The 13,785-nt window shown below is 74.5% G+C and carries 11 protein-coding genes and 1 riboswitch; of the genes, 1 reads left to right on the forward strand and 10 read right to left on the reverse strand.

The annotated features are described in order from the left end of the window. Positions 1–76 precede the first annotated feature (76 nt). From AC2CJA_RS15320 to AC2CJA_RS15355, 8 genes are all read right to left on the reverse strand, one after another. On the reverse strand, positions 77–1,459 hold the full coding sequence (locus tag AC2CJA_RS15320) for an NAD(P)/FAD-dependent oxidoreductase (protein ID WP_484603259.1): 1,383 nt from the start codon (positions 1,457–1,459) through the stop codon (positions 77–79). A gap of 423 nt (positions 1,460–1,882) precedes the next feature. Then, positions 1,883–2,872, reverse strand: a complete 990-nt coding sequence (locus tag AC2CJA_RS15325) for a Ppx/GppA phosphatase family protein (protein ID WP_484603260.1) — start codon at positions 2,870–2,872, stop codon at positions 1,883–1,885. Next, a complete protein-coding gene (locus AC2CJA_RS15330; RefSeq protein ID WP_484603261.1) occupies positions 2,869–3,417 on the reverse strand; it encodes a DUF501 domain-containing protein in 549 nt (182 codons plus the stop codon). Before AC2CJA_RS15330 ends, AC2CJA_RS15325 begins: the two co-directional genes overlap by 4 nt. 103 nt (positions 3,418–3,520) lie before the next feature. After that, complete coding sequence (locus AC2CJA_RS15335; protein WP_484603262.1) at positions 3,521–4,039, reverse strand: FtsB family cell division protein; 519 nt, start codon at positions 4,037–4,039, stop codon at positions 3,521–3,523. A 157-nt stretch (positions 4,040–4,196) separates the two neighbouring features. After that, positions 4,197–5,486, reverse strand: coding sequence for a phosphopyruvate hydratase (eno, locus tag AC2CJA_RS15340; RefSeq protein WP_484603263.1), 1,290 nt, complete (start codon positions 5,484–5,486; stop codon positions 4,197–4,199). Positions 5,487–5,749: 263 nt separating this feature from the next. After that, positions 5,750–6,439, reverse strand: coding sequence for a LysM peptidoglycan-binding domain-containing protein (locus AC2CJA_RS15345; protein WP_484603264.1), 690 nt, complete (start codon positions 6,437–6,439; stop codon positions 5,750–5,752). Positions 6,440–6,445: 6 nt separating this feature from the next. After that, positions 6,446–6,616: riboswitch (cyclic di-AMP (ydaO/yuaA leader) on the reverse strand. 235 nt (positions 6,617–6,851) lie between these two features. Then, positions 6,852–7,838 carry a transglycosylase family protein gene (locus tag AC2CJA_RS15350; protein ID WP_484603265.1) on the reverse strand — a complete coding sequence of 329 codons (987 nt, stop codon included), beginning with the start codon at positions 7,836–7,838 and terminating at the stop codon, positions 6,852–6,854. 129 nt (positions 7,839–7,967) lie between these two features. After that, the gene (locus AC2CJA_RS15355; RefSeq protein ID WP_484603266.1) at positions 7,968–9,233 is read right to left on the reverse strand and encodes a cytochrome P450 family protein; all 1,266 of its coding nucleotides are present in this window, start codon (positions 9,231–9,233) and stop codon (positions 7,968–7,970) included. A gap of 278 nt (positions 9,234–9,511) precedes the next feature. Here AC2CJA_RS15355 and AC2CJA_RS15360 point away from each other — a divergent pair, with 278 nt between their 5' ends. Next, positions 9,512–9,841, forward strand: a complete 330-nt coding sequence (locus AC2CJA_RS15360; protein ID WP_484603267.1) for a DUF4190 domain-containing protein — start codon at positions 9,512–9,514, stop codon at positions 9,839–9,841. 41 nt (positions 9,842–9,882) lie between these two features. Here AC2CJA_RS15360 and AC2CJA_RS15365 read toward each other — a convergent pair whose 3' ends face one another. Both AC2CJA_RS15365 and AC2CJA_RS15370 read right to left on the reverse strand, forming a co-directional pair. Next, positions 9,883–11,322: an MFS transporter gene (locus AC2CJA_RS15365; protein ID WP_484603268.1), complete on the reverse strand. Its 1,440-nt coding sequence runs from the start codon at positions 11,320–11,322 to the stop codon at positions 9,883–9,885. Between the two features lie 86 nt (positions 11,323–11,408). Beyond that, positions 11,409–13,370, reverse strand: a complete 1,962-nt coding sequence (locus AC2CJA_RS15370; protein ID WP_484603269.1) for a M48 family metalloprotease — start codon at positions 13,368–13,370, stop codon at positions 11,409–11,411. Between the last annotated feature and the right edge of the window lie 415 nt (positions 13,371–13,785).

Below are 13,785 nucleotides of genomic sequence, written 5' to 3' on the forward strand. Positions count from 1 at the left end.
CGCCCGCCCCTCCCTGTGCGGGGAGGGGCGGGCGCCCCGGCGGCGTGCGCGGTGCGCGCCGGTGTCCGGCGCCCCGTCAGGAGGCCTTGGCCTTGGGCCGGGGCTCCCGCGCGGCGGCCGAGACCGGGGCGGCGGCCTCGTAGAACTCCTCGCGCGGGTTCTCCACGGCGCCGAGGGAGACGACCTCGCGCTTGAGGAACATCGCGAGCGTCCAGTCCGCGAAGACCCGGATCTTGCGGTTCCAGGTGGGCACCGCGAGGCCGTGGTAGCCGCGGTGCATGTACCAGGCGAGCCGGCCCTTGAGCTTGAGCTTGACCCGCTTGCCCAGGGCGATCATCGCGACGCCCTTGTGGAGGCCGAGGCCGGCCACCGCACCCTTGTTGGCGTGGCGGTACTCGCTCTGCGGGAAGCCCCGCATGCCCGAGATCACGTTGTCGCCGAGCACCTTGGCCTGGCGCAGCGCGTGCTGGGCGTTCGGCGGGCACCAGGCGTTCTCGTTGCCCGCGTCGCGGCCGACGAGGTCGGGGACCTGGGCGTTGTCGCCCGCGGCCCAGATGTGGCCGGAGCCCTTGACCTGGAGCGTCGCCTCGGTGTCCACGTGGCCGCGCGGGCCCAGCGGCAGGCCGAAGCGGGCCAGCGCCGGGTTGGGCTTGACGCCGGCGGTCCACACGATGGTGTCGGAGTCCACCTCGAGGCCGTTCTTGAGCACCACGTGGCCGTCGACGCAGGATTCCATGGACGTGGACAGGTAGACCTCCACGCCGCGCTTCTGGAGGTGTTCCAGACCCCACTTGCCGAGTTCGGGACCGACCTCGGGGAGGATCTTGTCCGCGGCGTCGACGAGGACGAAGCGCATGTCCTCGCGGCGGACGTTGCCGTAGTACTTGGCCGCGTCGCGCGCCATGTCCTCGACCTCGCCGATGGTCTCGGCCCCGGCGAAGCCGCCGCCGACGAAGACGAAGGTCAGCGCCCGGCGGCGGACGGCCTCGTCGTTGGTGGAGTCGGCCTTGTCGAGCTGCTCCAGTACGTGGTTGCGCAGACCGATGGCCTCCTCGACGCCCTTCATGCCGATGCCGTTCTCGGCCAGGCCGGGGATCGGGAAGGTGCGGGAGACCGCGCCGAGCGCGACGACCAGGTAGTCGAAGGGCAGCTCGTAGGACTCGCCGACCAGCGGCGAGACCACGGCGACCTTGCGGTCCTGGTCGATGGTGGTGACGCGGCCGGTGAGGACCTCCGCCTTGGGGAGCACGCGCCGCAGCGGGACGACGACGTGGCGCGGGGAGATGGACCCGGCGGCTGCCTCGGGCAGGAAGGGCTGGTACGTCATGTACGAGCGCGGGTCGACGACGGTGACGGTCGCCTCGCCGTACCGCATCTTCTTCAGGATGCGGCGCGCTGCGTACAGACCGACGTACCCGCCACCCACTACGAGGATTCGCGGACGCTCCGTGGTGCTCATGCCTTCGAGTATCCACTGCCGTTCGGGGGGACCCTCGTGAGGGTCTTCACAAGCGCCCCACCCTCTTCTGCTACACTCCGCCGCCCCGTGACCGGAACCACACCCGCGACCGGGAACCGGCGCACCTCACGGCACGTTCAACACCTGCCGTGAGCTGCGTAGTCGCTCTCCGGGAGAGCCGGTCGACACGGTCGCCGCGACAGAGGGGCCCGCTCCTCCGGCATCACCGGAACCACCTCTCCCGAGCCGCGAAGACCCCAAACTGCCGCTACCGGCAGGTAACATCGCCCGTCGGCGCGCTTTTCCTTGTGAAGAACTTCACGAACTTTCCCGGCGGGGTCTTCCGCCGCGCCCCGACCACGCCTTCGCGAGGACGCACGGGAGCGGCCGGCACCGCCGGGGCGCCGTGGGCCAGGCGCCGGGTCAGCGCGCGGCGCGGGAGTGGGCGATGCCGTCGAGGATGTCGTGTTCGCTGACCACGACCTCCCGGGCCCCGGTGCGCTCCATGATCGTCTGGAGGACCAGGGCGCCCGCGCCGATCACGTCCACCCGGCCCGGGTGCATCACGGGGATGGCGGCGCGCTCGTCGTGGGTGGCGGCCAGCAGGCGCGCGGTGACCTCCGCGACCTTCTCCGCGCCGATCCGGGAGTGGTGGATGGCGGACGGGTCGTACTCGGACAGCCCCAGCGCGACGGCGGCGACGGTGGTGACCGAACCGGCCAGCCCCACCAGCGTCCGGGCCTCGGCCAGCGGGACCGTCTTCTCCACCAGGTCCAGCGCGGCCTCGGCGTCCGCCCTCACCGCGGCGATCTGCGCCTTTGCGGGAGGGTCGGTGATCGTGCCGTCACGCAGCAGATGGCGCTCGGTCAGCCGGACGCACCCGATGTCCACGCTGCGGGCCGCCCGCACCCCGTCGTCCCCCACCACGAACTCCGTGGAACCGCCGCCGATGTCCACCACCAGGTACGGCCCCTCCAGGTGCTCCGCGCCCGCCAGCTCCCTGGTGGCGCCGGTGAAGGAGAGGGCTGCCTCCTGGTCGCCGGTGATCACCTCGGGTTCGACGCCCAGGATGTCCACGACGCCGCGCACGAAGTCGTCCCGGTTCTCCGCGTCGCGCGAGGCGGAGGTGGCGACGAAGCGGGTGCGCCCGGGGGTGACGCCGTGCCCGCGGATCACCTCGGCGTACTCGCGGCAGGCCGCGAAGGTGCGCTCCAGCGCCTCGGGGGCCAGTCGCCCGGTCCGGTCCACGCCCTGACCGAGGCGGACGATGGTCATCCGGCGGTCGAGGTCGGTCAGCTCGCCGGTGGCCGGGTCGATGTCGGCGACGAGCAGGCGGATGGAGTTGGTGCCGCAGTCGATGGCGGCGACCCTGACCGTCCGGCCGGCCGCCGTGCCGTCCGTCGTCCCCGTCACCGTGCTTCCTCCCCGCCGTCCCGGCCGTCCCCGGCCGCGCTCACGCACGGCCCCTTGCGCCACCACTCCGGGAGCATGGTGATCGCCTCGTCGCCCAGCGGGTTGACGCCCGGGCCCGCGGCCAGCGAGTGGGCGACCAGGACGTGCAGGCACTTGACCCGGTCGGGCATCCCGCCCGCGCTGGGAAAGCCCTCCAGCACCTCGATGGCGTCGCGGCGGGCGATGTAGTCCTCGTGCGCCCGGCGGTACGCGGCGGCCAGCTCCGGGTCGGTGCGCAGCCGCTCGGTCATCTCCTTCATCACGCCCTCGGCCTCCAGCGTGCCGATCGCGGAGGCCGCGCGCGGACAGGTGAGGTAGTACGTGGTCGGGAAGGGCGTGCCGTCCTCCAGCCGCGGCGCGGTCTCCACCACGTCGGGCTGCCCGCAGGGGCAGCGGTGCGCGATGGCGCGCAGACCGCGCGGCGGGCGGCCGAGCTGCTGCTGGAATGCCTCGACGTCGGCTTCGGTCGGCGCGGTGGGCCCGGTACGGGGCGGGGGCGTTTCCATACGGCCAGGATGCCTCAGGGGCACCGGGGCCGGACGCGGGGCCCGGCGAAGCGGTCGGGCCCAGGGAGCGGAAGGAGCACGTCCGGTCCGCGGCCGGTCCACGTCAGGGGCGCTGCCCCGCGGCGCCGGAGGCGTCCGCCGCGTCCAGGCCGTCCCACAGGTGCCGGAACCAGACCTGCTCGGTGGGACCGGGCCCGGCGCCGCGGCGGGAGCGGGAGGCGCTCTCGCCGGTACGGTCGGCGGTGCCGCCCGAGAGGATGTAACCGGTCTCGCCGGGGCGCACGTAGAGCAGGTGCTCGCGGATCATCCGCTCGACGTAGGCCGGGTCCTTCCAGCGGACCTTCAGGTCGCGCTTGTCCTCGACCCGGCCGCGCAGCTCCTCGACCAGACGCCGCTGCTCCTCGATCTCCGCACGCTGCGACACGTACTGCCGCATGGGGTAGGCCAGGGCGACGACGAGCGAGCACAGGACCAGGACGAGCAGTGCGGCGCGGCCGGTCAGCCGGCTGCGGCGGGGGGCGCGCATCCGGCGGTTCTGGGCGCGGTAGACGCGCTCGGCCGCCTGTGTGCCCAGTGCCCTGAGCCTGGTCGCGGTGGAGAACCTGTCCCGTTCCGCGGCCACCTGGCCTCCCCTGCTGCCTGTTGTCGCCGTGTCCTGTCGCCGTGCCGTGTCGCCGTATGCCGCCGCGTCCCCGCCACCGTACGGGACGGGGACGGGGACGCGGTGACGGCGGGGCCGCTCCGGCGGCTGTGCTTACCGGTCCGCGGAGCGGCTGTGCTTACCGGTCCGCGGAGCGGAACCGCGGGAACGCCGAGCGCCCGGCGTACACGGCGGCGTCGTCGAGGATCTCCTCGATGCGCAGCAGCTGGTTGTACTTGGCGACGCGCTCGGAGCGGGCCGGGGCGCCGGTCTTGATCTGACCGCAGTTGGTGGCGACGGCCAGGTCGGCGATGGTGACGTCCTCGGTCTCGCCGGAGCGGTGGGACATCATGCACTTGAAGCCGTTGCGCTGGGCCAGTTCGACGGCGTCCAGCGTCTCGGTCAGGGAGCCGATCTGGTTGACCTTGACCAGCAGGGCGTTGGCGGCGCCCTCCTCGATACCGCGGGCCAGGCGCTCGGGGTTGGTGACGAACAGGTCGTCACCGACGAGCTGGACCTTGTCGCCCAGGCGCTCGGTGATGGTCTTCCAGCCGTCCCAGTCGTCCTCGAACAGCGGGTCCTCGATGGAGACCAGCGGGTACGCCTCGACCAGCTCGGCGTAGTAGTCGGTCATCTGGGCGGCGGTGCGCTCCTGGCCCTCGAAGGCGTAGCGGCCGTCCTTGTGGAACTCGGAGGCGGCGACGTCCAGTGCGAGGGCGATGTCCTGGCCGGGGGTGTAGCCGGCCTGCCTGACCGCCTCCAGGATGAGGTCGAGCGCCTCGCGGTTGGAGCCGAGGTTCGGGGCGAAGCCGCCCTCGTCGCCCAGACCGGTGGACAGGCCGCGCTCCTTCAGCACCTTCTTGAGGGTGTGGTAGACCTCGGTACCCCAGCGCAAGGCCTCGGAGAAGGACTCGGCGCCGATCGGCGCGATCATGAACTCCTGGATGTCCACGTTGGAGTCGGCGTGCGAGCCGCCGTTGAGGATGTTCATCATCGGCACCGGCAGCAGGTGCGCGTTCGGTCCGCCGAGGTAGCGGAACAGCGGCAGGTCGGACGCCTCGGAGGCGGCGTGGGCGACGGCCAGCGAGACGCCGAGGATGGCGTTGGCGCCGAGGGAGGACTTGTCCGGGGTGGCGTCCAGGTCGAACATCGCCTGGTCGATCAGGCGCTGCTCGGTGGCGTCGTAGCCGACCAGCTCCGGGCCGATCTGCTCGATGACGGCGAGGACGGCCTTCTCGACGCCCTTGCCGCCGTAGCGGCCCTTGTCCCCGTCGCGCAGCTCCAGTGCCTCGAAGGCGCCCGTGGAGGCGCCGGACGGAACGGCTGCACGGCCGGTGCTGCCGTCGTCGAGGCCGACCTCGACCTCGACCGTGGGGTTGCCTCGCGAGTCGAGGATCTCGCGGGCCACTACGACGTCGATGGACGGCACGAGGGTCTCCTTCGTGTGTGTCGGGCGTGTGTGTCGGGTCTCAGTGCCCTGAGCCTATCCGGCCCGCGCACGCCACCTCGCCGACAGCCCGTGCCATACGGCGGAACGGTGGGTGAAATCGCAGCTCAGAAGGGGCGGGAGCGTTTTGTTTCCAAATTGAATAAACCCGGTGCGGCGCGCCCTCCGCGAAAGGAGGTGACACACCGCACCGGGACGGCGCCGCCGGGTGACGGGCATGGCGCCGGGGCGGGCACAGCAGGGGATCAGACCCGGAGCTGCTGGCCGGGGAAGATCAGGTTGGGGTCGTCGCCGACGACGTCGAGGTTGTCCTGGTAGACCTGCTGCCAGGTGGTGCCGTGGGCGGCGGCGATGGCGCGCAGCGTGTCGCCGGACTTGACCGTGTAGCCGGACCCGGCGTCGCTCCGGTGGCCGTCCGCCCGCTCGGGGGCGCCCTGCGGCCGGGACTGCTCCTGGAACTGTTCCTGAGACCGCCTCTGCGAGTCGGAGTACGCCTGCCCGGAGCCGGAGCCGGAGCCGGCGGAGCGGCCGCCGTCCGGGTCCACCTCGGCCGCGGGTCCGCCCGAGGTGAGGCCGCCCTTCGCGGCGCAGGCCCAGGCACGCGGGCCCTGCATGGCCAGCAGCCGCTCGGCCACGGCGATCTGCTGCTCCCTGGTGGCCAGGTCCGCGCGCGGCGCGTACCGGGTGCCGCCGGCGGCCTCCCAGCTGGACTGGGCGAACTGCAGCCCGCCGTAGTAGCCGTTGCCGGTGTTGATGGACCAGTCGCCGCCGGATTCGCACTGGGCCACCCGCTCCCAGGTGTCGACGGACGCGGCCGAGGCGTCCGGCGCGCCCGCCACCGGGACGGCGATGGCGGCGCCCGCGGCGCCCGTCAGCGCGGCCGCGCGAACGGCCCTGGCGGTGCGGCTGTCGTGCCCTTTGCCGGTGAACAGCATGGACGTTCCTTGTCTCACCGACGCCTGCGAGGTGAGCTGTCGGGTTCGGGCAGTGAGCAAGCCCGGCCGTCCGGGGCGCGGAGCCCCGGACGACTTCACCCCAAGCCGCTCCGGACCGTGCGGCCCGGGGCGGCGCCTACCTGGTTCCCCCGCTCCTGCCCTCGGCGCTGACGCGACGACTGCCCACCGGCCGCCGGCAGGATTCGGCGCTGCGGTCGGTGGCACTCGCGGTGCGAGCGAGACGACGGTAAGCACATGGGGACATATGTCTCAAAGCATGTCAGAAACTGGTGATTCACCCTTTCTGACGCTCGCACGGCCGGAACCCGCAGGTCAGCTGAGGAGCGTTAGGCCGGACAGGAACGACACGCCGCAATCGCCCGGGAGGGTCACGCCGCAGGGCCGTCCGCACTCACCCGAGGGTGAGCTCCTGTCCGGGCAGGATCAGGTCCGGATCCTCGCCCACGACGTCCTTGTTGTTCTCGTACAGGCCGCTCCAGCCGCCCGGGACGCCGTGCTCCTGGGCGATCGCCACGAGCGACTCCCCCGGGCGCACGAGATGGCCCTCGTCCGCCGCACGGGCGCCCAGGCCGCTCACGGTGCCCGCCAGCGCGGGACGCTCGGCACGGGCGGAGCGGTCGGCGGCCTCCCCGGAGCGCTCCTCGCCCACGGCCTCCCGGTCTTCCGCGCCGTCCGCCCCGCGATCCGGCTCCAGTTCGCGCGGATCGCGCTCGCCGCGGTGCTTTCCGGTACCCTCTCCCGGGCCGGCGCGGGAGCCGCCCTCCGCGGCGTCGTCCGCCCCGCCGGCCTCCGTACCGTCCCCGGCGCCGTCGCCCTCCGGCGCCTTCCGCTCGCCCTGGGCGCCGTCCTTCGCGCCGCCGCCGTCCTCGGCCGGGGAGTCCTCCTCCGCCGCGCCGCCGCCCGGCGCGGTGCCGTCCAGGAGACCTCCGCCGCCCCCGCCGTCCCGCGTGTCCTCCTCCGGCAGGAGGTTGTCCGGGTCGATGGCCGGGGCCTCGCCGGTGGTGTCGTGGCGCAGCCCGGCGTTGACGCCGCAGGAGGGCCAGGCCTCCGGCCCCCGGTCGGCGAGGATCTTCTCGGCCACCGCGACCTGCTGGCTGCGGCTGGCGAGGTCGGGTCGCTCGGCGTACGCCGTACCGCCGTACCGCTCCCAGATCTCCTGGGTGAGCTGGAGCCCGCCGTAGTAGCCGTTGCCGGTGTCGGCGCTCCACAGGCCGCCGCTCTCGCACTGCGCGACCCGGTCCCAGGTGTCGAGGTCTGCCGCCTGGGCGCCCGCCGCCCCGAGCAGCGGGATGGCGAATCCCGCGCCGGTCACTCCGGCCGTGACGAAGACGGCGGGAGCCTGGCGGGGGCGGCGGTGTCTACCGTTCCCGGAAAGCATGTGTGGAACCTCTCGTGCGTGGACAGCCGGCAAGGTTGAGCGGTTGACGGTTGAACGTAGCGTCACCGGGCTGATCATCACAAGTCAGTGTCCCGTAGATCACGCACGGATCACGCACATGACCGTGCGTCACCCGCGCACCGGCTCGAACTCCACCGGCAGCTCACGCAGTCCCCGCATGATGAGGCCGCCCCGCCAGCGCAGATCGGCGGATTCCGCCGCGAGCCGCAGGTCGGGGAGGCGTCCCAGCAGGGCCGTCAGCGCGATCCGCCCCTCCAGTCGTGCCAGCGGCGCGCCCAGACAGTAGTGGATGCCGTGGCCGTATCCGAGGTGAGGATTGTCACCGCGCGTGAGGTCCAGGGCGTCCGGGTCCGCGAACCGCGCCGGGTCGCGGTCGGCGGCGGCCAGCACCACCAGCACCGGGTCGCCGGCGCCGATGCGCTGCCCGCCGATCTCCAGCGGCTCGGTGGCGAACCGCCAGGTCGCCAGCTCCACCGGCCCGTCGTAGCGCAGCAGTTCCTCCACCGCCGTCCGCAGCAGCCCGTCGTCGCCGGCCGCCAGCGCGTCCTGGAGCAGCCGCCGCTGCTCCGGGTGGCGCAGCAGCGCGTAGGTGCCGTTGCCGATGAGGTTGACGGTGGTCTCGAAGCCGGCGAACAGCAGGATGAAGGCCATCGCCGCGGCCTCGTTCTCCGTCAGGTGCTCGCCGTGGTCGCTCGCCCGGATCAGTCCGGAGATCAGGTCGTCGCCCGGGTCGCCGCGCTTGCGGTGGATCAGCTCGGCCAGGTACGCGCGCATCCGCTTCACGGCCCGGCCCACCCCGCCGCGCGGACCGCCCCCGTGACGGATCATCATGCCCGCCCAGTCGCGGAAGTCGTCCTGGTCCTCGGCCGGGACGCCGAGCATGTCGCAGATGGCGTGGATCGGCAGCGGGAACGCGAACTCGTGGATGAGGTCGGCGCTCCCGCGCTCCGCGAAGCCGTCGACGAGCCGGTCGGCCAGTTCCCGCACCCGCGGCTCGAAGGCCGCCACGCGGCGCGGGGTGAACGCCTTGGACACCAGCCGCCGCAGCCGGGTGTGGTCGGGCGGGTCGATGTTGAGCAGGTGCGTCATCAGGTTGGCGCCGCGCTCGCCGGGGATGCCCACCTTCCCCTTGCCGTGCGCGGCCTCGCTGTGGTGGGCGGGGTTCTTGCTCAGCCGCAGGTCGGCCAGCGTCTCGCGCGCGTCCGCGTACCGCGTCACCAGCCACGCCTCCACCCCGCTGGGCAGTACGGTGCGGCGCACGGGCGCGTGCTCGCGCAGCCAGGCGTACGCGGGGTAGGGATCGGTGGCGAACTCGTGCGAGAACAGATCGGGCGGGGGCGGGGTGCGGTCGGCGCCGGCGTTCTCGTGGTCCACACCCTCGACGCTAACGCGGCCCCCGCGTCCCCGGCGGAGGGGGGGCCGAGCTCCCCGCGCACCGGGCCGAATCCGCGGCGGCACGGCGGCATGGGTGCCCGGCGGACGGGTACGGCGGAAGGACGCGAACGCCGTCAGGTCCGCGGGACCGGCCAAACCCCCGAGGGGAGGACACAGTGCCCTCGCATTCCTGCCCACCTCCGCAGGACTGGGGCCACTACGGGGAGCCGGCGCCCGGACCACCGCCCCCGGAGCCCCCGGCACGGCCCCGCGACGGGATGGGCGTCGCAGCCCTCGTCCTCGGCCTGATCGCCCTGGTGATGTTCTGGACCGCCCTCCTCGGCGTGGTCCTGGGGGTGCTGGCCGTCGTGTTCGGCGTCGCCGGTCACCGACGCGTCAGGCGGGGCGAGGCGACCAACGGGTGGATGGCCCTCACCGGGGCGATCACGGGCTTCACCGGGCTGGCGCTCTCCACGGCCCTCATCGCCGCCACGGTGGCCTTCCTCAACTCCGACGAGATCGACGACTTCCGCGACTGCGTGCGGAACGCCGACACCTCCTCCGAGAGCCAGGCCTGCGTGGACGACCTGCGCGACCGGTACTGGTGAGGGGGCGCGCCCGCCGCACCTCCCTGCGCGCCGCCCCCGCGTCACCGGGCCCGGCGGCCCTCCCCCGGCAGCGTCAGCGCGACCAGCAGCAGACAGCACCCCAGGACCGCCGCGCCGGTGCGGAAGGCCAGGGCGTAACCGGGGGCGAGGCCCTCGGGGGTCTCGTCGGCGATCCGGGAGACCGCGACGGTGGAGAGCACCGCCAGCCCCAGGGTGCCGCCCATGGTGCGGGAGGTGTTCACCATCGCCGAGACCACGCCCGCGTCCCGGTGCGGGGCGCCGGAGGTGGCCAGGGAGGCCAGCGGGGTGGCCAGCAGCCCGGTGCCGAGCATCGTGGTGACCCCGGGCCCCATCACCGTGGCCGTGTAGCCGCCGCCGGCGGCCATGACCGAGCTGAACCACAGGAAGCCGCCCGCCGCCAGCGCCACGCCCGTCAGCGCGGTGTTCCGGGCCCCGGCCCGGTGCATCAGCCGGGGTGCGAGCTTGGAACCGGCGACGACGCCGAGCGAGTGCGGCAGGAACCCCAGACCCGCCTGGAGGGGCGTGTAGAGCAGCACGTTCTGCATGTACAGCGACATGAAGTACCAGGAGGAGACCAGCGCCGCGCCGCAGACGAACATCGCGGCGTTGGCCGCCGACACCGACGGCAGCCGGAACAGGCGCAGCGGCATCAGCGGCGCCCCGGTACGGGACTCGACCGCGACGAACGCGCCCAGCAGCGCCAGGCCGCCCAGCAGGGGCACGAGCGTGGCCGGCTCGGCCCAGCCGACCGCCTCGGTCTGCACGATGCCGTACGCCATCGCGCCGAGGCCGCCGGTGACCAGCACCGCGCCGGGCACGTCGAGGCGGTGCGCGCCCCCGGCCGGGTGGTCCGCCGACAGCCGGAGCGCCACCGCGAGCAGTACGAGCACGCCGATGGGGACGTTGACCAGCAGCACCCAGCGCCAGGACAGCGTGTCGGTGAGCACACCGCCGACGAACCCGCCCGCCGCGCCGCCGCCGGCCCCCACCGCCGTCCAGGTGCCGATGGCCCGGGCGCGGGCCGGTCCCTCGGACACGGAGGTGGTGAGCAGGGTCAGGGTGGAGGGGGCGAGGACGGCGGCCCCCGTCCCCTGCACGGCCCGCGCGGCCAGCAGCTGCCAGGGCTCCTGCGCGAGGCCGCCGGCGAGGCTGGCGGCGGTGAACAGGCCGAGCCCGGCCAGGAACACGCGCTTGCGTCCGAAGAGGTCGCCGGCCCGCCCGCCGAGCAGCATGAACCCGGCGAAGGTCAGCGTGTAGGTGTTGACCACCCACTGGAGCTGCTCGGCGTCCATCCGCAGCCCGGCGCGCATGGACGGCAGCGCCACGTTGACGACCGAGACGTCGAGGACGACGAGGAACTGGCCCGCGCACGCCGCGAGCACGATCAGCCACGGCGCCCGGGCCGGGCCGGGTGCCGGTGTCGCCCGGGGTTCCCCGGCCTCGGCCGGACACTTGTCCATGGCACCCATGCTAGGGAGCCGCCGCCGGCCGCCCGGCCCCGGCCGCCGGGCACGCGTCCTCCGGCGGCCCGCCCGCTCCGGCACGCTCACTGCGGCGACCGGAGCGCGGCGCCGGGGTCCGGCGTGATGACCGGCTTCGGTGTGGCGACGAGGTCGCCGATCGGTACGCAGTCGCCCGCCAGCCGGAGCTCCCTGGGCCCGCACTCGGCCGCCGGGCCGGCCGGAGGAGGTACGAGGGGCGGCGGGTGCGGCAGGGGCGAGAAGGGGCGCGAGGAGCGGGGAGCGACCGGCGTGCCCGGGAGGGAGGGCCGCTCGGTCACGTCGTCCCCGGTGAGCAGGTTCCAGGTGAACACCACCAGGACCACCACCGCGGCCACCAGCATCCCCGGTCTGCCGTTCAGCCGGCCGGACTTCCCGCCACCGGTTCCGGTTCCGGGACCGGTGGCGGGACCGGCTCCGCCGGACGGGCGGGCCATCGGGCCGGTGCGGTCCAGCGGTGCCGCGGTGTTGACGCCGCACAGGACGAGACGGGCGCGCAACAGGGGCACGGCCGCGGGATCGGCTGCCGCCGCCCGCGCCAGCTCCACCGCCTCCCGGGCCTCGTCGTCGTGGACGACCAGGGCGCTCGGCTCCGTCCAGCGCAGGCTCCACCCCGCCCGCCCGGCGTCCGCGAGCCCCACTCCCACCAGGGTCTCCAGCACCTCCACGGGCGATCCCGGCAGGCCCCACTGGTCCATGCCCCAGCCCGTCTCGTGCAGTGCCTCGGCCAGCTCGGCGCCGCGCCCGTCCTTCAGCAGCCCCAGGACGGCGTCCACGGTCGGCTCCGGCGGGACGCCGAGCCCGGCCAGGGGCCCGCGCAGGTCCTCGACGGCCTGGACCATCTGCGCCCCGGCCGCGTCGTCCAGCCACTCCTGCCACGGCTGCCCGAGCCCTCGGGGCCCGGACGGCGGCAGGAGCGGGCGCAGCAGGGAGCCCCACGCCCCCTCGGGGAGCCGGAGGTACGCGGCGTCCGCCGCCACTCCCGTCCCCAGGGCGGACGGTGGGTCCGGAACGTCCTCGCCGCGGGCGAGGGCGGCCAGGCGCCGGCTCAGCGGCGGATGGGAGTCCAGCCGGGAGCGGGGCGGCTCCGGCATCCCGCGCCGCCACTCACCGAGCGCCTCGGCGTACCCGGGGTCGGCCAGCATCTCGGCGAAGGGCCGCAGCGGGTCGTCGGGCGTCAGCCCGCGCCCGACCATGGGGTCCAGCAGCCGGGCCCGGTAGTCGGCCCAGGCCGCGCCGACGGCGTGGACGGCGGTCAGGGCGGACGCCGTGGCCTCCCGCCCCACGACGGCCGCCGCGGCCGCGTCCGCCTGGAACTCCTGCCGCCTCCGCACGCCGAGGGTGACGGCGTCGAACAGCCACGCGTACACCCCCAGAACCCAGCCCTGGAAGCCCGAGTAGAACGCCACCACGGCGTTGCCCCCGGCCGCCTCGGCGATGCCGGTGCGTGCCGTGTGCAGGGCGGCCGAGCCCCGGTGGGCGGTCGCCGCGAACCGGGTGTGCCGGCGCGCGTAGTGGCCCAGCTCGTGGCAGAGGACCGCCCGCAGCTCGTCCTCGCTCAGCCCGGCCAGCAGCGGTACGCCGATCTCCATGCGCCGGGCGGTCACCCCGGCGCCGGGGCGGGTCTCCTCGCTCACGGAGGCGTTGGCCTCCAGGGTCAGCCGGATCTCGGTCGGCTCGGGCGCGCCGGTCGCGCGCGCCAGGCCGGTGACCGTCTCCCACAGCCGCGGGGCCTGCCGCCGGGTGACCGCCCGGCCCCCGCGGGCGGCCGGGGCGCGCCCGCCGGAGAACAGCCCGCGCAGTACCGCCAGCACGGCCGGCAGCCCGAAGGCGACCGCGTACAGCGGCGTCGGTATGGTCATGCGCGCGCCGTCGACCAGCAGCACCCACAGCACACCGGCCGACAGGACCGCGTAGCCCAGCACCAGCGCCCACGACACCGCGTAGAAGCCCCCCAGCAGGGCCATCGCGAGCATGGTCCGCAGCAGAGCGCCCACCGTCGCCGTCATCGCCTCCCCCTCCGGCCCGTTCCCTCCGCTGTCATCGTCCCCGGCGACGGCCCGGCGGAAGCGGGTTTTCCCGCCGCTGCGGGCGGCAGGCGGCGGAACGCGGGGTTCCGGGGAACGGTTCCGGCCGCGTGCGCGTCCCGGGCACAGCGCGTCACCGCCGCTCGTCCCCCGTCGGCGCCGCGCGGGTTCGTCCTGAACCGGACCCCGTGCGGAACGCCCTCGCGGGCACTCCGTTCAGGAGCGGCCGACGGACGGAGGACGGGAGGCCGGTTGGCGGGGGAGGACCGCCCGCGCGTGGGCGGCCGGTGCCGGCAGGCCGGCGGGTGCGGCGCGCTCCGGGGCCGCGTCGCGAAGAGCGCCACGGGGGTCGGTCATGGGCGCACAGTGCGGCGGTCCCCTCGGCGCGCGCCCGGTC

This window comes from Streptomyces sp. ATLC9 (assembly GCF_057196705.1).